The sequence below is a fragment of the Microbacterium sp. M4A5_1d genome, assembly GCF_053345465.1.
This window is the reverse complement of record NZ_JBKFAD010000002.1, coordinates 126,875-147,759: the sequence shown is the minus strand read 5'-3', so window position 1 is coordinate 147,759 and position 20,885 is coordinate 126,875. Positions and strand designations below refer to the sequence as shown.

Below are 20,885 nucleotides of genomic sequence, written 5' to 3'. Positions count from 1 at the left end.
GGGTGACACGACCCCCCACGCCCAGAGGAGGCCTGTTGCTGATCTTCCTCGGTGCGTTCGCGGTTCTTCCGTTGGTTCTGCCGTGGTTGATCAAGCGGATCGGCGCCCGCGCATTCTTCGTCGCAGCACTCCTGCCCATCGCAGCGTTCGTCGACGCGGCCCGTCGCGCTCCTGAGGTTCTGAGCGGCGGCATTCCGTTCGAGTCATACGCCTGGATCCCTCAGCTCGACATCGCTCTGTCGATGCGGATGGACACCCTCGCGTGGATCATGACGCTCATCGTCACCGGCGTCGGTGCGCTCGTGATGATCTACTGCCGCTGGTACTTCGACGGCAAGAAGGTCGGCGTCGGGCAGTTCGCGGCCGTGCTGCTCGCCTTCGCCGGCGCCATGTACGGACTCGTTCTCACCGACGACATCGTCGTGCTGGTGATGTTCTGGGAGATCACGAGCGTTCTCTCCTACCTGCTCATCGGGTTCTACAACGGCCGAGGAGCGAGCCGCCGTGCCGCGCTCCAGGCGCTTCTGGTCACCACCCTCGGCGGTCTCGTGATGCTGATCGGGGTCGTCATGCTGGTCGTGCTCTACGGCACCACGAGCCTGAGCACGATCGTCTCCTCGCCGGCACCCGAGGGTGTGCTGCTCAACGTCGCGATCGCCCTCACGCTCGTCGGTGCCTTGAGCAAGTCGGCCATCTTCCCCTTCCACTTCTGGCTGCCCGGCGCCATGGCGGCGCCCACCCCGGTCAGCGCCTACCTCCACGCCGCGGCGATGGTGAAGGCCGGCATCTATCTGATCGCCCGTCTCGCGCCCGCCTTCGCACACGAGGACCCGTGGCGTCCCATGGTCATCGGGCTCGGCGTCTTCACGATGCTGCTCGGAGGTCTGCAGGCCCTGCGCGAGTCCGACCTCAAGCGCATCCTCGCCTTCGGCACCGTCAGCCAGCTCGGCATGCTGACGGTCGTTCTCGGCTATGGCGAGCGCAACTCCGCCCTGGCCGGCCTGGCGCTGCTCGTCGGCCACGCGCTGTTCAAGTCGTCGCTGTTCCTCGTGGTCGGCGTCATCGACCGACAGCTGTCGACCCGCGACATCCGTGAGCTCTCGGGAGTGGGACGCCAGGCGCCGACGCTCGCAGTCTTCTCGATCATCGCGATCGCCTCGATGGTGGGCGTGGCACCGACCATCGGCTTCGTCGCGAAGGAAGCCGCGCTCTCGTCGCTGCTCGAGGGGGGCACGGATCCGCTCGCCCTCGCACCGCTGATCGGCATCGTGCTCGGCTCGCTGCTCACCACGGCTTACGGCGCACGCTTCGTGTGGGGCGCGTTCTTCACGAAGAAGGATGCCGCAGGCGCGACCCTGCCTCGCACGGAGTGGCCCGATCCGCCGATCGGCTTCCTCGCCGCCCCGGTGCTGCTGAGCGGCCTCACCGTCGTCGGGGGCATCGCCGCACCGTTGCTCGATGCCGCGTTCTCGGGCTACGCCGCCACGATGCCCGAGGCGGCGGGAGCCGACGGCTACGATTACCACCTCGCCCTCTGGCACGGTTTCGAACCCGCGCTTTTCCTCTCGGTCGGCAGCATCCTCGCCGGTCTCGTGCTGTTCTGGTTCGTCGGGCGGCGCCCCGGCACGCAGCGTCGCTGGCTCCCCTTCACCGCCGTCGACGCCTACAACGGGACGGTTCGTGCCATCGTGCGGACCTCGGTGTGGACGACGTCGCTCACCCAGCGGGGGTCGCTTCCGGTCTACGTGGGCACGATCTTCGTCGTGTTCGTCGCGGCCGAGGGCACGGCGCTCATCGCGCACGGCGGCTGGCAGGCCGACCTCGCCGCGTGGCACTCGCCGATGCAGGTCTTCGTCGCACCCATCATGATCATCGCGGGCATCATCGCGGTGCGTGCCCGCAAACGTTACACCGGAGTCGTGCTCGTGTCGGTGACGGGGCTCGGCATGGTCGCGCTCTTCGCGTCGGCCGGTGCGCCCGACCTCGCGCTGACGCAGATTTTGGTCGAGACGGTCACGCTCATCGCCTTCGCGCTGGTGCTGCGCCGCATCCCCTCGCGGATGGGCGACCACAATGCCTCGGTCTGGCCGATCGGGCGTGCGCTGCTCGGCATCGGCGTCGGCGCGACGATGGCACTCGTGGCGATCGTCGCGACCAGCGCGCGCGTCGCCGAGCCGATCTCGACCGCGTTCCCCGACCTCGCGTACGAGATCGGTCACGGCAAGAACGTCGTCAACGTCACCCTCGTCGACCTGCGCGGCTGGGACACGATGGGCGAGCTGTCGGTGCTGATCCTGGCGGCGACGGGTGTGGCCTCGCTCGTCTTCGTGACGCATCGCTCCGACACGCTCTCTCGTGCGATCTCGTCGCTGCCCACCGGCGCGCTGCGCACGCGCCGTCCGCTCGTCGAGACCTCGGAGGGGCCGCGGCCCCGCGCCGGATCGGGATCGTCGCGGCAGGCTTGGCTCGTGGGCGGGCAGAAGCTCCGCCCCGAGACGCGTTCGATCATGCTCGAGGTGATCGTCCGCATCCTGTTCCACACGATCATCGTCGTGTCGCTGTATCTGCTCTTCGCCGGCCACAATCTGCCGGGCGGCGGCTTCGCCGGCGGACTCGTCGCGGGGATGGCGCTCGTCATGCGCTACGTCGCGGGCGGACCGTACGAGCTCGGGGCTGCCGCTCCGACGGATGCCGGGCGACTGCTGGGCGTCGGGATGGCGCTGGCTGTCGGTACCGCGGTCGTGCCCCTCTTCTTCGGTGCGCCCGCCCTGACGAGCACGTTCTGGGAGGCGGAGCTGCCCGTTCTCGGCCACGTGGAGTTCGTCACCTCGACGATCTTCGACGTCGGCGTCTACCTCGTGGTCATCGGGCTCGTCCTCGACGTGCTCCGCTCGCTGGGCGCGGAAGTCGACCGGCAGCGCAAGGAGCGAGAGGAGCTCGCCCGATGAACGTCTCACTGATCCTGATCATCATCATGGGCGCGCTCTTCGCCGCCGGCGTCTACGCGATGCTCGAGCGCAGCCTCACCCGCGTGCTGATCGGCTTCCTGCTGCTCGGCAACGCAGCCAACCTGTTCCTCCTCGTCGTCATGGGGGCGCCCGGTGTCGCGCCGTTCTACGGCTCGGCCGATGACCCTGCCGAGTTCAGCGACCCGCTGCCGCAGGCGCTGACCCTCACGGCGATCGTCATCACCTTCGCCGTCTCGGCTTTCCTGCTCGCCCTGATCTACCGTTCCTGGCAGCTCGGTCAGGCCGACACGGTCGAGGATGACGAGGCCGACCTCGCCGTGCGCGATCGCATGGCCGAAGACGAGGAGGCGATGGAGCAGGAGATCACCGACGAAGACGACGACGCGACGACCGACTTCGTCGGCGACCAGACGTCACCCATCACCGTGCTGCACTCGCGCGACTTCGACGCGCTGCGCGACGACGCGCCCACCGATCGCCCCGGAGGAGACCGATGAGCGCCCTGGTTCCCCTCCTCGTGACGCTGCCCCTGCTGGGGGCCGCGGTCGCCCTCATCTTCGGTCGCCGCCGCCGCATCCAGGTCGGGGTCTCGATCGTCACGCTCACCGCGACCCTCGTGATCGCGGCGGTGCTGCTGAACGTCATCAACGCCACCGGCGTGCCGATCGCAGTCTCGGTCGGCGGGTGGCCGATCCCGTTCGGCATCGTGCTCTACGTCGACCGGCTGGCCGCGCTGCTGGTCGTCGTCTCGAGCGTCGTCCTGCTCGCGGTCCTGCTCTTCTCGGTCGGCCAGGGCGCCGCCGACGGTGACGACGAGACACCGGTCTCGATCTTCCACCCGTCGTACCTCATCCTCTCGGCGGGCATCTTCAACGCCTTCATCGCGGGCGACCTGTTCAACCTGTACGTCGGATTCGAGATCCTGCTCGTCGCGTCGTACGTGCTCATCACGCTCGGGTCGACCGAGTCGCGCATCCGCACGGGCGTCGTCTACATCGTCGTCTCGCTCGTGTCGTCGATCCTGTTCCTGTCGGCGATCGCGGCGATCTACGGCGCGCTGGGCACCGTGAACATGGTGCAGCTCTCGCAGCGGATGACGGAGCTGCCGCAGGAGACGCAGCTCGTCCTGCACCTGCTGCTGCTGCTCGCGTTCAGCATCAAGGCCGCCGTCTTCCCGCTGTCGTTCTGGCTGCCCGACTCGTATCCGACGGCGCCCGCTCCCGTCACCGCGGTGTTCGCGGGGCTGCTGACGAAGGTCGGCGTGTACGCGATCATCCGCACCGAGACGGAGATCTTCCAGGACAACAGCGTCAACACGCTGCTGCTGATCGTCGCGCTGGCGACGATGATCGTCGGGGTGCTCGGCGCCGTCGCGCAGGCCGAGCTCAAACGCATCCTGTCGTTCACGCTGGTCAGCCACATCGGCTACATGATCTTCGGCCTCGCCATAGCCACGCCGGCCGCCGTCGGCGCGACGATCTACTACATCGTCCACCACATCGTCGTGCAGACGACCCTCTTCCTGGCGGTCGGTCTCGTTGAACGACGGGCCGGGTCGACCTCGATCCTGAAGGTGAAGGGCCTCATGCGCGCGGCGCCGCTGCTGGCCGTGCTCTACTTCATCCCGGCGATCAACCTCGGCGGTCTCCCGCCCTTCTCCGGCTTCATCGGCAAGTACGCGCTGTTCGACGCGGCCGCCGACGAGGGCAGTCCGCTGATGTACGTGCTGATCGTCGCGGGCATCATCACCTCGCTCCTCACGCTCTACGCCCTGATGCGCGCCTGGAACCTGTCGTTCTGGCGCGAGAAGGACGAGGTCGGAGAGGGCGAGAGCGAGACCGACGCGCGCATCGCCTACCTCGGGGATGCCGAAGGGGCCGACGTTCAGACCGAGAAGCGCGTCATCCCGCGCATCATGACGACCGCGACGGCCGGAATGGTCGCCGTCACGGTCGCGCTGACCGTGTTCGCCGGACCCCTGTACGACCTCTGCGCCGCCATCGGAGAATCGCTCCTGCAGCCGGTCACGATCAGTCAGCTCGAGCAGGAGGTGCAGTGATGATGGGCGACGCCAAACGCAACGCTGCGACCGCGCTCTGGCGACAGCTGCCGTTCTTCGTCTGGCTCGTCGCGCTGTGGATGCTGCTGTGGGGTCAGTTCACCGTGCTCGCGGCGCTGACCGGCATCGTGGTGGCCCTCTTCGTGACGCGCGTGTTCCGGCTGCCGCCGGTCGAGCTGTCGGGCCGGGTCAACATCTGGTGGGGCGTCGTCTTCTTCCTCGAGTTCCTGTTCTCGCTCGTCAAGGGGTCGCTGCTGGTCGCCTGGCAGGTCATCGATCCGCGCCGCCAGCCGGGCGCCGCGATCATCGCCGTGCCGCTGCGCACCGACGACGACCTGATCATGACGCACGTCGCGGTGACGGCATCCCTCATCCCCGGCTCGCTGATCATCGACATCGACCGCGACCGCCGCATCCTGTACGTGCACGCCATCGGCATCCGTTCGCAAGAGCAGCTCGAGCACCAGCGGCGCGAGATCCAGCACTGGGAGGAGCGCATCGTTCGCGCAGTCGGATCGAAGGAGCAGGCCCACCAGCTGTCGGACCTGCGGAGGGAGCGCTCATGACCTGGCTCGTCGTCGTCATCTCGGTCGTGTTCGCGGTGTCCGCGCTGCTGACGCTGTGGCGCATCATCGTCGGCCCGTCGATCCTCGACCGCGCGGTCGCCTCGGATGTGCTGCTGACGCTCGTGATCTGCGCGCTCGGCGCCGAGATGGCGATCAACCATCACACCCGCACCCTGCCCGTGCTGCTGATCGTCGCCGCGGTCGGCGTGTTCGGTTCGATCTCGATCGCGCGCTTCGTCGCGCGGAAGGACAACACGGACGCCTCATGAGCATCACCGACGTCATCGCCCTCGTGCTCGTCCTCATCGGGGCCCTGCTGTGCCTCACGGCAGCGATCGGGCTGCTGCGTTTCCGCGACGTGCCGACGCGTCTGCACGCCGCCACGAAGCCCCAGGTCCTCGGCTTCATCCTCATCTGCATCGCCGTGGGGGTTTCGCTGCACTCGTGGCCGGTCGTCGCGTTCCTCGTGCCGGTGGCGCTCATCCAGCTCGCGACCGCGCCATTGTCGGCCCACATGGTCGGACGTCAGGCGTACCGCAACAAGACGCTCGACGGTGAGTCGCTCTTCGTCGACGAGTTCGCCGACGCCCCGGCTCCGAGCGACACCCGCGACTGACCCGCTAACCGGCGAGCGAGTCGAGGTGACGGTCGAGCACCCGGTCGACATCGACGGCCGGCTCGGTCGACGACGTCCAGATGAGGTGCAGCGCCAGCCCGTCGAGCAGGGCATGCAGGCGCTCCGTTTCGAGGACCGGATCGATGTCAGCGCTGAGGCCTCCCGTTCCCCCGAGCTCGCCGATCACGGCGGCACAGACCCGGTGGACGCCGTCATGCAGGTCGCGGGCGTGGCCCTGCAAGCCGTCGTCGGTGAGCGCGAGCCGGCTCAGCTGCAGCTGAACCAGGAGCTCGGTGCGCCGCGAATCGTCGAGCGGCAGCAGCTCGCGCATCCAGCGCATCGCGCGCTCGCGTCCCTGGCCGGTCACGGCGAGCAGACGGGTCGTGACGTCCTGGTGGAGGCGCTCGAAGCAGAATCGGCGCAGCTCATCCTGCGTGGGGAACGCACGACGAAGGGATGCCGTCGCGATCCCCGCCTCGTCGGCCACCCGCCGCACCGACAGCGCCGCCACTCCGTCGCGGGCGAGCACTCGGAACGCGGCCGCGGCGATCTCGTCGTTGCGGTGGTCGTGGTCGATCAGGCGGGGCATGTCATCATCATCCCGCAGCGACCGGAGCACGCTTGGGCCACACGGAGTAGCTAATGGCCCAGAGCAGGTCGATCCCGACGATCACCCCGAGGATCGGGAAGAACCCGAGCAGCTCCGAGGTGCGGTCGGCGTCGCCGACGAGCAGGATGAGCCCGCCGAGGATCGCAGCCGCGATAGCGGACGCGAGCAGCGTGCGCGGCACATCCTTCCAGCAAGCGATCGCGTATGCGGTGCCGTACAGCGCGGGGCGCGGCGCCGCGCCCCGGAAACGCGTGGCGACCTTCGCATCGGCCCAGGCGATCATCCGGTGTCCGTAGGCGACCGAGATGCCGATGTAGAGCGCCGCCAGCCCGTGGTGCCAGGAGGCCGTCCCGCCGCCGAGGAGGTCGACCGCGACGAGCAGCAGCAGAACGAGATCGATCAGCGGCGCGGCGAGGAGCAGCATCGCGCCGAGGCGGGGTCGGTTGAACGCGTAGCGGGCTGCGAGGCCCGCGATGATCGCAACCCAGAATCCCACCTCGCAGGCGATGATGGCGGCCAGGATCATGGTCGAGTCCTCTCGGTTCGGCGGATGGAGCGATGTTAGCACGCGCGTGTTACTAAAACCGGCGCCCTTCGTCGCCCACCGAGGCCCGAAGTCGTATTGACTGGAGACATGACGCACGCCCCGCCTGACGCCCGGGTCTCATCCGTCGAGGCCGCTCCCGCGGTCGTGGTGCCCGTGCACCGGTCGTGGGAGAACCTCGCGCGGCAGGCCATCGTCGCGGCGTTCGTCGTCGGAGCGGCCATCGCGAGCGCCGTCGTGCCGTGGCTCCCCGTGACGGATGCGGCGAGGATGTGGCAGGGAGCGGCGCTCGCCGTCGTGCTCCTCGTCCTCGGCGCGCTCATGGCGCGATGGCCGGCGCTGCGGCGTGCGGAGCTCGTCATCCCGATCGGCGACTTCATCGCGATCGGCCTGCTGCGGTTCGGCACGGGTGACACGCAATCGGTGTTCCTCGCGATCGTCGTCCTCCCCGTCATCTGGATCGCTGCCGGACCGGGGCGCTGGCGCATCGTGCTCCCGCTCGTCGGTGTGTGCGTCACGCTGCTGCTGCCGCTGGTGCTCGCGCCCGACCAGGTGCTCACCGTGAGCGAGCTCGTTCGACTGATCATCGCCGTACTCGTCTACGCTGCAGCGGGCGCCGTCGTGAACGAGCTGTCGCGCCGCTCGCTGCAGAAGCTCACGGCGTCGCAGTGGCACCGGCGTCTGGCCGAGGCCGAGGTGTCGCAGGCTGCCGTCGTCCAGCGGTCTCTGCAGCCGGTCGACGGGTCGGATCTGCCGGCGCGCTTCCGGGTGGCCGGCGCGTGCGTCCCGGCCCGCACCGTGGGCGGCGACTTCTACGACTGGTACGCCACCCCCGACGGCGGCACCGCCTTCACCCTCGGCGACGTCATGGGCAAGGGGGTCGGTCCCGGTATGATCGCCGCCGCCGTCCGCACGGTCATTCGGAGCAACGTCGACGATCCCGACCCCGCCGCCGCACTCCGCCGCGCCGCGATCGGTCTCAACACCGGTCCGACCGACACGATCGGAGCCCAGTTCACGACGTGCTTCCACGCGCGCATCAGCCCCGATGGGATGCTGCGGTGGGTCGATGCGGGTCACGGCCTCACCGTGATCCGTCGCGCGGACGGCACCAGCGAGTTCCTCCGCTCGGGCCACCTTCCGATCGGCGTCGGGACCAGCTGGACGAGCGATGAGCTCTCGTTGCGCCCCGGTGACAGCGTCATCAGCGTCAGCGACGGCGTACTCGATCTGTTCGGCGGATCGCTCGACTCCATCGACCGCTATCGCGACTTCGTCAGCAGCCGGCCCGATATCGACACCGTCGTCAGCGAACTCGTCGCTCGGGCCGCCGGAAGCGAACAGGAGGATGACGCCACCGTCATCGCCGTGACCTGGGGCACGGCCTGATCGCCGGCGTCGGCCTCAGAATGCGCGGTTCCGCACCAACTCGAGGGCGGCCTCTTCGTACCAGCTGCCCGCCGCGGGACCGCCGTTGCAGGTCCCGTCGCTCTCGCCGGGTCGCTTGATCCACAACAGCGCGTCGAGTCCGGAGCCATCCGCGCCGACGCTCGGCGGCGTCCCCAGGCCCACGCCGCTCGGGTTGCACCACGTGCCCTGCCACCCGCGACCGTTGCGCGACGTGTCGATGACGTACCGCGGGCTGCCGCCCAGCAATGCTCGCAGGCGCTCCGCGTACCGCTGCTCGTCGGCGGTCGGCGAGAAGTTCGACACGTTGGTGGAGAACCCGCGGCCGTCGAGGACGCCGGCATCCCGCAGCCGCTGCGCCATCGTCTCGGGCGGCACCCAGTTCGCGTTCCCCGCATCGATGTAGGCGGTGACGCCGGCCTCGGTGAGGGCACGGACGGCGTCGCGGATCAGCGTCGTCCGGGGCCCCTGACCCGCGCAGTCGCCGAGCATCGACAGGGCGTCGGGCTCGACGATCACGGCGGATGCCGTGCCGCGCAGCGTCTGAGCGATCAGCCGTGCCCACTCCCCATAGCGTTCGACCGGCAGCCCGCCTTGCGAGTACGCGGAGCAGTCGCGGGCAGGGATCGCGTACATGACGAACGTCGCCACCTTGTTCTGTGCGGCCGCCGCGGCGGTCTCCGCCCGCAGCACCTGCACGAGCTCGGCATCGCTGTACCATTCCCCGAGCCAGGTGGCGGTGGGCATGCGCGCGATCACGTCGAAGGCATCGGCCACCGCCGTGCGTCCCTGAGCTCGCGCGTCCGACGCCGCTTGGGCCGCAGCCGAATGGGTCGGCAGCGCGGCACCCCGAGCGAGCGGATTCGGGCCCGAGGTCGGGGCGACCGCTGGTCCGGCGCCGCGGCGCGCCTCCTCGTGCGCGCTCGCGGGCGCCGCATGCGCGACTCCGGCGGCGAAGGCGAGAGCGAGCACCGCCGCGAGCGCCGATGAGATCCGTGGAACGCTGCGCATGATCGACCTCCTTGCAACGGTGCCCCGAGACTACCGGGATGCCGCGCGCTCGTCAGCAGCCTCGTGCGACCTCCGCCCGGATGATGTCGGCGAGCTCGCGCGGCCTGCTCCACATCGGCCAGTGGCCCGTGGGGAGGTCGACGACGTCGACGTCCCGAAGCCGGGTGACCTCGGCGAACATGGGATGACCGCTCTCGGCCATCCGCATGACCTGCTCGCCGGAGATCGAGCAGCACACCAGGGTGGTCGGCACGGCGTAGCGGGCGCCATCGGTGAGGATCACCGGTTCCCTCACCACGGGTGCCGGCTCGGCGACCGCCCGAGCTCGGAACCGCGTCAGGCCCTCGGGCTCGATGCCGTCGAGGCTCGCCTGCTGTGCGAGCTCGTCGAAGGGCGGCAACGGCAGCTCCGAGACGGCCTCCGGGAGTCCCGGTGCGAACGCGGCACCGCTCGCCATCGGGCCCGAATCCACCCACACCACACGTCGGACGAGTTCCGGATGCCGGTCGAGGATGATGCTCACCGGGCCGTTGGCGCCGCTGTGGGCGACCAGGACGGCTGGATCGTCCCGCGACGCTCCGAGCTCGTCGAGCGTGTCGCGGATCGCGCCGACCTGATCTTCGAGCGTGCGCGTCGCGTGCTCGGGGTCGTCGGCGTCGAGGCCCGGCAGGGTGAGCGCTCGTGCACGCGCGTCGATGGGGGAGAGATGGGCGGCGACATCGTCCCACGCCCAGGCGCCCAGCCAGTGGCCGGGAACGAGGACGAGTGGGGGAGGCGTGAAGTGATCGGTCATGAGATCAGCATCCGTCGCGCGTTGGACAACAGTGTGTCATCATCTATGTCATGAATTCGCCGCGGCTTCGACGATGAAGCGCGCGGAGCGCCTGCACGCCCTCGCCGAGACGCTGCGGCGCAGCGGGACGCGCGGCGTGTCGGCCGAGCGTCTGGCACGTGAGTTCGAGGTCTCGGTCCGGACGATCAAGCGCGATCTCGATGCACTCGAACGCAGCGGTGCGCCGATCTGGTCGCGGCCCGGTCCGGGCGGCGGCTATGGGCTCGCCGCCGGGTCCTCGCTCCCGCCCGTCAGCCTGTCGCCCTCCCAGGCGGTGGCACTGATGGCGGCCGTCGCCGCTGCGCCGGATGCGCCCTATGCCGACCTCGCGTCGGCCGCGGTGCGCAAGATCGTCGACGTGCTCGACCCCCGGACGCGGGAGCGCGCGGTCGACCTCGCCGGACGCGTCTGGGTCGACGGGGCGCCCGCGGCTTCGCGAGCCGTCCGATCAGCGCTCGAGGAGGCGATGCTCGAGCAGCGCGTCGTCCGCATCCGCTACACAGCCGAGAGCGGAGCCACCACCACGCGCGACGTCGAGCCGGTGCTGTTCGCGTCGAACGGCGGTCGGTGGTACCTCATCGGATGGTGTCGACTGCGCGACGCGATGCGGTGGTTCGCGGTCGATCGCGTCGAGCGGGCGCACGTCACGGCGGCGGAGTGCGAGGGCCACAGCGTCGCCGAGGTCGGGCAGCCGCCGGAGCACGCCCGACCGGTCGACGGGGCGCGGGCCTAGCGACGATCAGCCGATGAGGCTCGGCTGCAGGTCGCGCAGCGTCCGGCCGTGCGTCATCCGGGCCACGCCGATCGCGGCGAGGATGAGTGCTCCGGCCATCCACGTGAACAGCACCGCGAGGTCGAGGCTGACCCGGCTCAGGTCGCCGCCGTACATCCACTGCCGCATGCCGTCGACGACGTAGCCCATCGGCAGAACATGGTGCAGGGCGGCGAGCGGTGCCGGCAGGGTCTGCCAGGGGAAGGTCCCGCCCGCGGTGACGAGCTGCAGCACCATCAGCACGAGGCCGATGAACTGACCGACCGACCCCAGCCACACGTTGAGCGCGAGGATGATCGCGGCGTACGTGAACGACGCGGTGATCAGCATCCCGAGGGTGCCGACCGGACTCGAGAAGTTGAATCCGAGCGCGATCGACAGCACCCCGAAGAGGACGATCATGCCGATTCCGCCGAGCATCGCCGGAGTGAGCCAGCCGGCGAGGGTTACGCGGAGGGGCGAACGCAGCGCGGTCACCGCCCGGCGCGAGACCGGCTTCACGATGAGGAAGAGGGCGTAGATGCCGATCCATCCCGCGAGGGCGGCGAAGAAGGGCGCCAGGCCGGCACCGTAGTCACCGGCCTTCGCGAGGTTGCCGGAGTCGACCGCCACCGGGTCGGCGATCGTCTGCGCCTGCTGCTCGCGCAGCTCGGGAGTAGAGACGGGCAGCTGGGCCACGCCGGAGCTCAGCCCGTCGCGCAGGGTGACGAGCCCGCCGTCGAGCGTCCCGAGTCCCGAGGCGAGCTGTCGGGCGCCCTCGTCGAGCTGAGCGGCGCCGGTCGCGGCCTCGTCCGTCGCCGACGCGAGCTGGCCGGCTCCCGACGACACGGATGCCGCACCGTCGGCGGCCTGCGCAGCACCGGTGGCGAGCTGTGCGGCGCCCGAGCTGACCTGGGCCGCCCCCGCGGCGAGGCGGTCGATCTGACCCGTCGCCTCGTCGACGCGCGTCGCGCCCGACTGCAGACGGTCGCCGATGGGATCCAGGCGGGCGAGGACCTCCGCGATCTGCGTCTGATCGAGACCTCCGTCGGCGAGCAGCGCGGCGATGTCTGTGCGCACCTGCGGCAGCTGACCCGCCGCATCGTCGACGGCTGCGCGAACGCGGTCGGCGTAGCCCGCGAGCTCGGTCGTGCCGTCGGAGACCTGGGCCGCACCGGACGCCAGGTCTGACGAGCCCTGAGCCAGCGTGCGGGTGCCGTCGGCGAGCTGCGACGCGCCGCCGGCGAGCTGGTTCGCGCCGTCGCGCAGCTGCACGGCTCCGCTCGACAGCCGCCCGGTTCCGTCGGCGAGCTGGTTGGCGCCGTCGAGCGCCTGACCTGCCCCGTCGACGAGCTGGTTCGCCCCGTCGGTGGCGTTCTGCAGCTGCACGCGGATGTCGGCGATGCCGGTGAGCAGCCGCGATGCCGCCTCCCGTCCGACGAGTTCGGCGACGGAGGAGCGGATCCGCTCGACCGCCTGCGAGCCGATCGACGAAGCGAGGTAGTTGTTCGCGTCATTGGTGGCGAGCACGAGCGTCGCCTGGCGGGGCTCGTCGCCTGCGGCGCTGGTCAGGGCGAGCGAGAAGTCCTCGGGGATGGTCACCGAGAAGTCGACATCGCCGGTACGCAGCGCCTCCTGAGCCTCGGCGGCGGTCATGTCCTTCCAGCCGAAGGCCCGGCCCTCGACGAGCTTGTCGGTGACGTCGGACCCGTAGTTGACCGTGCCGTTGCCGTCGCTCTTGGGCGCCCCCGAGTCGAGGTCGACGAGCGCTACCGGGATGTCGGCGAACTTCCCGTACGGGTCCTGGTTGGCCCACAGGTACAGGCCGCCGTAGAGGACGGGGACGAGCATGAGCGCGATGAGCGCGACCACCGACATCCGGGTGGCCGTCAGCCGTCGTAGTTCGGCGGAGATGAGGGCGGGGATCTTCATCGGGAGGCCTTCGGACGGGTGCCGCGCAGCCGGATGCCGCTGGGCACCAGGCGTCGATGCGGCGCGAGGGGATCGGTTTCGGTGAGGAGCGTCGCAGCGGCCTGGCCGGCGATCACGAGCACCGCGAGGCCGCGTCCCGCGAACTCCCGGGCGAGGGTCCACCAGTCGTGCGGATCGCCGCCGTGGCGGTCGGGGGAGACGAGCACGATGCCCTCGACGCCCGGCCGCAGGACCGCGAGCTCGAGCAGCATCCGGATGCGGTCGGTCGCGGGCACGTCCCCGATGGGGACGCGCGAGTACGAGCGCAGATCGTGCTCGTCGAGCCACCGCCGCGCGGAGATCGGGTCGGCGAGGCGGCCCGCGAACATCAGCTCCTCGCTGACGACGCCGACCGTGGAGATGTTCGGGGGCGGGTCGCTCACGTCCGGCGCGTCGATCAGTGCGGTCTTGTGCCGCAGCGTGCGCGAGGCGCGAGCGCCGTCGAGCAGGACGGTGCCGTCGTCGGGCCGCATCCGTCCGCTCGCGATGAGGCCCAGGACGGTCGGGCGCTGCTCCGTCTCGGCGATCGCGAGGGTGGCACGGCCGGTGCGGAACGACAGGGTCGTGGGCGGCAGGGCGAGGTCTTTGCGGCCCTTCGCCACGGCACGCAGCTCGACGCGCATCAGGAGACCGCCCCCACGACATCGGGGTGCGAGTCGATGAGTGCGGCGGCGTCGCGCCACGAGAGCCCCGCGATCGAGAGGACCGCGCGCACGACGAGCGACCGCGCCTCGGGTGAGGACGCGTCGAGCCGGACGATGACGGTGCGCGCGGTCTCCTCGATGAGACGAGCGAGAGTCGGCGCGGCGACATCCGTCCGCAGCGCGCCCTCGTCCTGCCCGCGGCGCACCAGGTTCATCAGTGCGCGGCGAAGCGGGGCGAGCGCGGCGGCGGAGTCTTCGACGTGCCGCTCATCGAGGGCGACGGCGGCGGCCACCTGCACGTGGGATGCCTCGCCCCAGAGCCGACCGGTCAGGCGGGCCAGCGCGACCGGAACCGGCTCGGTGTCGAGTCGCAGCTCGGGGTCTGTGGCGATGGCGTTGAAACGCTGGGCGCCCGACGCGACGAGCTCGCGCACGAGCGCGTCACGGTCGTCGAAGTGACCGTAGAGGGCGCGGCGGCTGAGCCCGGCGGCGCGGGCGATCGCGTCGACGGACGCGCTCGGGTCGAGCGCGAGCGTGCGCGCGGCGGCGGAGAGCAGGCCGGCGCGATTGGCGGCGGCATCCTTCCGCGGACGACGGGGGGAGACGGTGTCGGTCACCCGTCGATGATACGAACCTGCACACACATGTGCAAGTTATGAGAACGCGTGCTGCGGGTCAGTCGGCGCCGAAGTCGAACGACGCGGACTCGCCCGCGGCATCCACCCGCTCGGCGAGATGCTGATCGGTCGATTCGACGTTGCCGGTGATCTCGGCCGCCCCGCCGCGCTCGAGGTCGCCCACGAGCTCGGCCGTCGGGCCGCCGATGAGGCCGATGCCGGCGTAGTGCTCGAGGCGCGAGCGCGAGTCGGCGATGTCGAGGTTGCGCATCGTGAGCTGGCCGATGCGGTCGGTCGGACCGAAGGCCGAGTCGCCGACACGCTCCATCGAGAGCTTCTCGGGCGAGTACGACAGGTTGCGGCTCTCGGTGTTCAGGATCGTGTAGTCCTCGCCGCGCCGCAGGCGCAGCGCTACCGTTCCACTGATCGCGGAGCCCACCCAGCGCTGGATCGACTCACGCAGCATGAACGACTGCGGCTCGAGCCAGCGGCCCTCGTACATCAGGCGCCCGAGGCGGCGACCCTGCTCGTGGTAGGTCGCGAGGGTGTCCTCGTTCAGGATGCCGTTGACGAGGCGCTCGTACGCGACGAACAGCAGCGCCATGCCCGGCGCCTCGTAGATGCCGCGGCTCTTGGCCTCGATGATGCGGTTCTCGATCTGGTCGCTCATACCGAGACCGTGGCGGCCGCCAATCGCGTTCGCCTCCATGACGAGCTGGACGATGTCGGAGTACTCGACGCCGTTGATGGCGACGGGGCGGCCCGCTTCGAACGTGACCGAGACGTCCTCAGTCTCGATCTCGACCGCAGGATCCCAGAAGCGCACGCCCATGATGGGCTCGACGATCTCGAGCGAGACGTCGAGGTGCTCGAGGGTCTTGGCCTCGTGGGTCGCGCCCCAGATGTTGGCGTCGGTCGAGTAGGCCTTCTCGACGGAGTCGCGGTACGGGAACCCGTGCGCGACGAGCCACTCGCTCATCTCGGTGCGGCCGCCCAGCTCGGTGACGAAGTCGGCGTCGAGCCACGGCTTGTAGATGCGCAGGGCAGGGTTTGCGAGCAGGCCGTAGCGGTAGAACCGCTCGATGTCGTTGCCCTTGTAGGTGGAGCCGTCGCCCCAGATGTCGACGCCGTCCTCCTTCATGGCGCGCACGAGCATCGTTCCGGTGACGGCACGGCCGATCGGCGTGGTGTTGAAGTAGGTGCGGCCGGCCGAGCGGATGTGGAAGGCGCCGCATGAAAGGGCGACGAGGCCCTCCTCGACCATCATCGGCTTGCAGTCGATGAGGCGCGAGCCCTCCGCGCCGTACTGCAGCGCGCGGCCGGGAATCGAGGCGATGTCGTCCTCGTCGTACTGGCCGAGGTCGCCGGTGTAGGTGAACGGGACGGCGCCCTTGTCGCGCATCCACGCGACCGCGACGGAGGTGTCGAGACCCCCCGAGAAGGCGATGCCGACGCGTTCGCCGACGGGCAGGGACTGGAGGACCTTCGACATGGGGACAATCCTACTGAGCGGGGGTCAGTCCTTCGTGACGGGGACGACCAGGCCGCCCCAGGTCTCGTTCTCGAAGTCGGCGACCTCCGACGAGGTCAGCAGGTCGTAGAGCGCGACGATGCGGGGGTCGTCCTTCAGGTCGGGACGCGTCGCGAGCACGTTGTAGTACGGGCTGCCCTCGCCCTCGGTGAGGATCGCTTCGTCGGCGGTGAGGCCCGCCGGAAGCGCGAAGCTGATCGTGACGAAGGCGGCGTCGACGTCGGGCACGGCCTGCGGCAGCGTCGCGTTCTCGATCTCCTGGAACCGGAAGTCGCGCGGGTTGTCGGTGATCCCGGTGAGGTCGGCGACGTCGTCGGAGACCTCGATCAGGCCCTCCTGCGCGAGGAGCTTGAGCGCGCGCCCCTCGTTCGTCGGGTCGTTCGGAATGGCGATCGTCGCGCCGTCCTTCAGGTCGTCGAGGCTGTCGACCTTGCTCGAGTAGAACGCGGCCGAGGGCAGGTACGCCTCGCCGACGCTGATGAGATCCGACCCGGTGTTGGTGTTGAAGTTCTCGAGGAAGGTCGAGTTCTGGAACAGGTTCGCGTCGATCGAGCCGTCGACGAGCGCGGTATTGGGCGTGTTGTAGTCGGTGAAGGGCACGAACTCGATCGTGAGTCCCAGCTCGGCTGCGCCGTTCTCGGCGATGTGGTTCAGGATGTCGCCGGCGGGCGTCTGCAGTGCGCCGACCTTGAGGGTGCCGAGGCCGTCGCCGTCGGTGCCGCCCGACTCGGATGCCGGCGAGCCGGCGCATCCGGCGAGCAGGAGGGCCGCCGCGGCGACGGCGGCGATGAGGAGCGGGGTGCGGGTGGTGCGGGCCGTGCGGGACATGGAGGGTTCCTCTCGGGATGACGGTGCGGTCGGGCGGTGCGTGGCTGGAGGGGCGGTGCGGGGGCGTCAGGCTGTGCCGCGGGCGTCGGCCCGCTGCATCCGTGCGCTCGGGGCGGCGGTGCGGCCGCGGGGCGAGCGGCGGGCGAGGCGCCGGGCGCCCCAGCTCGCCAGGCCCTGCAGCACCATGACGATCGCGAAGATCACGACGATGACGCTGACGATGTGGATCCAGCTGTACTGCTGGTAGCCGTAGCGGATCGCGACGTCGCCGAGACCGCCACCGGCGACGGTGCCCACCATCGCCGAGAAGTTGATGATCGAGGTGACGGTCGTCGAGAGGCCGAGCAGCATCGCGGGCGCGGCCTCGGGCAGCAGCACCTTCGTCACGAGCTGCCAGCGGCTCGCGCCCAGCGATGCGGCGACCTCGAGCAGGCCGTCATCGACTTCCTTGATCGCGATCTCGACCATGCGGGCGAAGAACGGAATGGCCACGACCGACAGGGGCACGATCGCCGCGGTCGGTCCGATGAAGGTGCCGACGATGAGCCGGGTGAAGGGGATCAGCGCGACCATCAGGATGATGAACGGCACCGACCGGCCGAGGTTGACGATGAAGTCGAGCACGCGGTTGATGACGATGCCGACGCGGCGCGAGCCGAAGGGGGTCGCGAGGAAGCGCCCCTGCTCGGTGCCGACGAGCACGACGCCGAGCGGGAGGCCGACGACGATCGTCGCCAGCAGCGCGACGCCCACCATGTAGAGCGTCTGGCCGGTGGCGACCAGCAGCAGATTGAGCAGTTGCTCGTTCACGCGGCATCCCCTCCCTGCAGGACGTCGACGATGAGACCCTGGCCGCGCAGGTCGGCGATGACGGCGGATGCCGCGGCCGCGGGCACCTCGAGACGGGTGCGGCCGGCCTGCGTGCCGGCGATCTGCTCGACGAGGGCGCCGAGCAGCGACACGTCGACGTCGTGGTCGCGGGCGATCCGCGCGATGACGGGACGGTCGGCCGTGCCGCCGGCGAACGTGATGTCGATGACCGTCGCGCTCGGGTCGGCTCCCGCGGGGATCGGCCCCAGCGGGAAGAGCTGCGAGGTCAGGCGCGAGCCCGGCGTGCGGATGACGTCGGTGAGGCGACCACTCTCGACGACGCGGCCGTGCTCGATGAGCGCCGCCGAGTGGCACGTCGACTTCACGACATCCATCTCGTGCGTGATGAGGAGCACGGTGAGTCCGAGCTCGGCGTTGATGCGCCGGTAGAGGTCGAGGATCGAGGTCGTGGTCTCGGGGTCGAGGGCACTCGTCGCCTCGTCGGAGAGCAGCACGCTCGGGCCGCTCGCGAGGGCGCGGGCGATGCCGACGCGCTGCTGCTGCCCGCCCGACAGCTCGTGCACGCCGGCGTCGCCCCGGTGGCCGAGGCCGACGAGGTCGAGCATCTCCTGCGCGCGGTCGCGCCGCCGGGTCCGGGGGCTGCCGTCGAGCTCGAGGGCGAGCTCCACGTTGCCGCGCACCGAGCGGCTGCCGAGGAGGTTGAACCGCTGGAACACCATCCCGATGCGACGGCGTGCCGCGCGCAGGCTGTTCGCGTCGAGGGCGGTCAGATCCACCCCGTCGACGACCACGCGGCCTGTATCCGGCCGCTCGATGAGGTTGACCATGCGGGCGAGGGTGCTCTTGCCGGCGCCGGACTGGCCGACGATGCCGTAGATCTCCCCGGAAGGGATCTGCAGCGAGACGTCGTCGACGGCGGTCAATCCGCCGTACGTCTTCGATACGTGCTCGAGCGCGATCACGGTCGGGCCTTTCGGAGGTCTGCGCCGTCGGGTCGCCGGCGTAACCCCGAGTTTCCCGTCCTTCACGCGTCGCACCGAATTCCCGTTACCCCAAATGTCGCCGTCCCTTGCCGACGCGCGAGCGCGCACCGTCGCCGCGAGCGCGTACCCCGCACGGTGCGTTTTCGCCGAGAGGGTGCATTCTCGGCGGGCCGACGCCCCCGGGCTCAGCCCAGCGAGACACCGGTGATCGTCACCGGGGTGGCGGGGGCGCCGTCGGGGGCACCGCCCTCGGCGCCGGCGGCAGCGACCTCGCGCACGACCGCGAGGCCCGCTTCGTCGAGCGTGCCGAAGACGGTGTACTTCGCGGGCAGCGGGGTGTCCTCGTACACGAGGAAGAACTGCGAGCCGTTCGTGTTCGGGCCGGCGTTGGCCATCGCGACCGTTCCGGCCGGGTAGGTCTCACTGCCGTCGAGCTCATCGGCGTAGTTGTATCCGGGGCCGCCGCGTCCGGTTCCCGACGGGTCGCCGCACTGCAGCACGAAGATGCCCGAGGTGGTGAGGCGGTGGCAGGGCGAGTCGTTGTAGTAGCCCTGCTCCGCGAGCGAGACGAAGCTGCCGACCGTGCACGGCGTGCGGTCGGCGTCGAGGGTCATGGGGATGTCGCCGGCCGACGTCTGCAGCACGGCCGAGACCTGGCCCGTCACCTCGGACTCGGCCGGCGGGAGCTCGACGTCGCGCACGCCGCCGGGAGCCTCGACGTAGGCGCAGGCGCCCTCCGGAACGGTCTCGGCGGTCGGCATGGTGTCGGGCTCGGCGGGCGTGGGCGACGATGCGCATCCGGCGAGAGCGAGAGCCGACAGGACGAGAAGGGCGGAACCGAGACGAGCACGCATGTTCAGAGCCTACGGTCTCGGATGCCGCCGGTCGGGTACCCGGATCGACGCGGTTGGCCGTCGCGAGCGAAGCCGGATGCCGGAACCTGGTCAGCACGCGGCGCGAGTGGCACGATCGGACCGTGACGCCCGCGCCGCGGGCCGCGGAAGGGGTGGCGATGGCTGACAGCACGGCGGGCGGTGCCGGGTTCTCCGACGAGGAGAAGGCGGCGATGAAGCAGCGGGCCGAGGAGCTCCGCTCGACAAAGGGTCTGAAGGGCGCCGCGAAGCTCGCGAAGGAGCTCAAGGCCTGCATGGACGCGATCGACGCGCTCGAGGGGATCGACGGCGAGGTCGCCCGCATGGTCCACCGGATCGTGTCGGAGGAGGCATCCGACCTCGACCCGAAGACGTTCTACGGGTTCCCCGCCTACGCGCGCGCCGGGAAGGTCGTGATCTTCGTGCAGCCGAAGTCGAAGTTCGACACCCGCTACCCGACGCTCAACTTCGACGAGACGGCGACGCTCGACGACGGGTCGATGTGGCCGACGTCGTTCGCGATCGTCGAGGTCACTCCGCAGGTCGAGAGTCGCGTGCGGGAGCTGGTTCGCGCCGCCGTCGACTGATCTCCGGCGCCGACCGCGTCGTCCGGGGTTCTCGCGTGACGGCGACCGCGACGATCGTCAGCAGCGCCGGCACGGCGATACCCAGCAGAGCGCCGGCGGCGACATCGTGCAGGTAGTGCGCGCCCTCGAAGAGTCGACCCGAAAGCACGATGAGCGCTGCGCCCACGGCCGCCCACGTCGCCCACGTCCGGCGCGCCGCCACGGCGATGACCCAGACCGCGCCCATCGCGAGGACGGCGTGGTTCGAGGGGAAGGAGTAGTCGGTGGCGTCGCAGGCGGACAGCGCTGCCCAGCGGGTGCACGGGCGTGCCTGCATGAGGGCCACCTTGACCATCTCGCTGGTCGCGTAGGCGATGACGACTCCGCCCGCTGCGGCGATGGAGAGGATGCGGTGCCGTGACCCGCCTCGCAGCGCGACGGCCAACGCGACGACCGTGCCGACGGCGAGCAGCGACAGGAACTGGTCCGAGAGGTACGCGGTCGCCGGAAGCGCGAGGCCCGCGGTCATCGCCCCGCGCGTCGCCAGGACGCTGAGGCTCGCGCCCCACCAGGGGATGAGCAGTGCGGCCGCCGCGATGACGGCGACAGCGGACACGGGGAGTATCGACGATCGGGGGATGGCGGTGCTCACCCCAGCAACGCTAGGAAGCGCGCGG

General features: G+C 70.3%; 22 protein-coding genes. 9 read left to right on the top strand and 13 right to left on the bottom strand.

Annotated features, from left to right (window positions below):
• Positions 1-35: 35 nt before the first annotated feature.
• The 6 genes from ACLBWJ_RS08835 to mnhG are packed head-to-tail and all read left to right on the top strand — an operon-like array spanning position 36 to position 6,210.
• Entirely contained in the window at positions 36-2,948 is a 2,913-nt protein-coding gene (locus tag ACLBWJ_RS08835) for a Na+/H+ antiporter subunit A (protein ID WP_447660154.1), read from the top strand.
• Positions 2,945-3,466, top strand: a complete 522-nt coding sequence (locus ACLBWJ_RS08830) for a Na(+)/H(+) antiporter subunit C (RefSeq protein WP_112615603.1) — start codon at positions 2,945-2,947, stop codon at positions 3,464-3,466. Before ACLBWJ_RS08835 ends, ACLBWJ_RS08830 begins: the two co-directional genes overlap by 4 nt.
• Positions 3,463-5,028, top strand: a complete 1,566-nt coding sequence (locus ACLBWJ_RS08825; protein WP_274179060.1) for a Na+/H+ antiporter subunit D — start codon at positions 3,463-3,465, stop codon at positions 5,026-5,028. Before ACLBWJ_RS08830 ends, ACLBWJ_RS08825 begins: the two co-directional genes overlap by 4 nt.
• Before the next feature lie 2 nt (positions 5,029-5,030).
• Positions 5,031-5,594, top strand: coding sequence for a Na+/H+ antiporter subunit E (locus ACLBWJ_RS08820; protein ID WP_404568584.1), 564 nt, complete (start codon positions 5,031-5,033; stop codon positions 5,592-5,594).
• Positions 5,591-5,863, top strand: a complete 273-nt coding sequence (locus ACLBWJ_RS08815; protein ID WP_114587494.1) for a monovalent cation/H+ antiporter complex subunit F — start codon at positions 5,591-5,593, stop codon at positions 5,861-5,863. The genes ACLBWJ_RS08820 and ACLBWJ_RS08815 overlap by 4 nt, the downstream gene beginning before the upstream one ends.
• The gene (mnhG, locus tag ACLBWJ_RS08810; RefSeq protein WP_112615611.1) at positions 5,860-6,210 is read left to right on the top strand and encodes a monovalent cation/H(+) antiporter subunit G; all 351 of its coding nucleotides are present in this window, start codon (positions 5,860-5,862) and stop codon (positions 6,208-6,210) included. Before ACLBWJ_RS08815 ends, mnhG begins: the two co-directional genes overlap by 4 nt.
• Positions 6,211-6,214: 4 nt before the next feature.
• On the opposite strand, the gene ACLBWJ_RS08805 is transcribed toward mnhG, so the two are convergent.
• Positions 6,215-6,799, bottom strand: coding sequence for a TetR/AcrR family transcriptional regulator (locus ACLBWJ_RS08805; RefSeq protein ID WP_447660153.1), 585 nt, complete (start codon positions 6,797-6,799; stop codon positions 6,215-6,217).
• 7 nt (positions 6,800-6,806) lie between these two features.
• Positions 6,807-7,346 (bottom strand): hypothetical protein, encoded by a 540-nt coding sequence (locus ACLBWJ_RS08800; RefSeq protein WP_447660152.1) that lies wholly within the window; start codon positions 7,344-7,346, stop codon positions 6,807-6,809.
• 108 nt (positions 7,347-7,454) lie between these two features.
• Between ACLBWJ_RS08800 and ACLBWJ_RS08795 the strand changes: the two genes are divergently transcribed.
• The gene (locus tag ACLBWJ_RS08795; protein ID WP_447660151.1) at positions 7,455-8,753 is read left to right on the top strand and encodes a PP2C family protein-serine/threonine phosphatase; all 1,299 of its coding nucleotides are present in this window, start codon (positions 7,455-7,457) and stop codon (positions 8,751-8,753) included.
• Positions 8,754-8,768: 15 nt separating this feature from the next.
• Here ACLBWJ_RS08795 and ACLBWJ_RS08790 read toward each other — a convergent pair whose 3' ends face one another.
• Complete coding sequence (locus ACLBWJ_RS08790) at positions 8,769-9,782, bottom strand: glycoside hydrolase family 6 protein (protein WP_274179056.1); 1,014 nt, start codon at positions 9,780-9,782, stop codon at positions 8,769-8,771.
• A 52-nt stretch (positions 9,783-9,834) separates the two neighbouring features.
• Complete coding sequence (locus ACLBWJ_RS08785; RefSeq protein WP_447660150.1) at positions 9,835-10,575, bottom strand: alpha/beta fold hydrolase; 741 nt, start codon at positions 10,573-10,575, stop codon at positions 9,835-9,837.
• Positions 10,576-10,648: 73 nt separating this feature from the next.
• Here ACLBWJ_RS08785 and ACLBWJ_RS08780 point away from each other — a divergent pair, with 73 nt between their 5' ends.
• Positions 10,649-11,347: a helix-turn-helix transcriptional regulator gene (locus ACLBWJ_RS08780; RefSeq protein WP_447660149.1), complete on the top strand. Its 699-nt coding sequence runs from the start codon at positions 10,649-10,651 to the stop codon at positions 11,345-11,347.
• Between the two features lie 6 nt (positions 11,348-11,353).
• Here the strand turns inward: ACLBWJ_RS08780 and ACLBWJ_RS08775 are convergent, their stop codons facing one another.
• From ACLBWJ_RS08775 to ACLBWJ_RS08740, 8 genes are all read right to left on the bottom strand, one after another.
• Entirely contained in the window at positions 11,354-13,297 is a 1,944-nt protein-coding gene (locus tag ACLBWJ_RS08775) for a YhgE/Pip family protein (RefSeq protein WP_447660148.1), read from the bottom strand.
• A complete protein-coding gene (locus ACLBWJ_RS08770; RefSeq protein ID WP_447660147.1) occupies positions 13,294-13,959 on the bottom strand; it encodes a hypothetical protein in 666 nt (221 codons plus the stop codon). Before ACLBWJ_RS08770 ends, ACLBWJ_RS08775 begins: the two co-directional genes overlap by 4 nt.
• A complete protein-coding gene (locus tag ACLBWJ_RS08765) occupies positions 13,959-14,597 on the bottom strand; it encodes a TetR/AcrR family transcriptional regulator (protein WP_112615629.1) in 639 nt (212 codons plus the stop codon). Before ACLBWJ_RS08765 ends, ACLBWJ_RS08770 begins: the two co-directional genes overlap by 1 nt.
• Before the next feature lie 58 nt (positions 14,598-14,655).
• On the bottom strand, positions 14,656-16,089 hold the full coding sequence (argG, locus tag ACLBWJ_RS08760) for an argininosuccinate synthase (protein ID WP_447660146.1): 1,434 nt from the start codon (positions 16,087-16,089) through the stop codon (positions 14,656-14,658).
• Between the two features lie 24 nt (positions 16,090-16,113).
• Positions 16,114-16,956 carry a MetQ/NlpA family ABC transporter substrate-binding protein gene (locus ACLBWJ_RS08755; RefSeq protein WP_447660145.1) on the bottom strand — a complete coding sequence of 281 codons (843 nt, stop codon included), beginning with the start codon at positions 16,954-16,956 and terminating at the stop codon, positions 16,114-16,116.
• 66 nt (positions 16,957-17,022) lie between these two features.
• Positions 17,023-17,766 (bottom strand): methionine ABC transporter permease, encoded by a 744-nt coding sequence (locus tag ACLBWJ_RS08750; RefSeq protein ID WP_112615635.1) that lies wholly within the window; start codon positions 17,764-17,766, stop codon positions 17,023-17,025.
• Positions 17,763-18,749, bottom strand: a complete 987-nt coding sequence (locus tag ACLBWJ_RS08745) for a methionine ABC transporter ATP-binding protein (RefSeq protein ID WP_447660144.1) — start codon at positions 18,747-18,749, stop codon at positions 17,763-17,765. The genes ACLBWJ_RS08750 and ACLBWJ_RS08745 overlap by 4 nt, the downstream gene beginning before the upstream one ends.
• A 206-nt stretch (positions 18,750-18,955) precedes the next feature.
• Positions 18,956-19,624 carry a peptidylprolyl isomerase gene (locus ACLBWJ_RS08740; protein ID WP_114587486.1) on the bottom strand — a complete coding sequence of 223 codons (669 nt, stop codon included), beginning with the start codon at positions 19,622-19,624 and terminating at the stop codon, positions 18,956-18,958.
• 158 nt (positions 19,625-19,782) lie between these two features.
• On the opposite strand from ACLBWJ_RS08740, the gene ACLBWJ_RS08735 reads away from it, so the two are divergent.
• Positions 19,783-20,229 carry a hypothetical protein gene (locus ACLBWJ_RS08735; protein ID WP_447660143.1) on the top strand — a complete coding sequence of 149 codons (447 nt, stop codon included), beginning with the start codon at positions 19,783-19,785 and terminating at the stop codon, positions 20,227-20,229.
• Here ACLBWJ_RS08735 and ACLBWJ_RS08730 read toward each other — a convergent pair.
• Positions 20,174-20,860: a phosphatase PAP2 family protein gene (locus ACLBWJ_RS08730; protein WP_447660142.1), complete on the bottom strand. Its 687-nt coding sequence runs from the start codon at positions 20,858-20,860 to the stop codon at positions 20,174-20,176. The genes ACLBWJ_RS08735 and ACLBWJ_RS08730 overlap by 56 nt on opposite strands.
• Positions 20,861-20,885 lie beyond the last annotated feature (25 nt).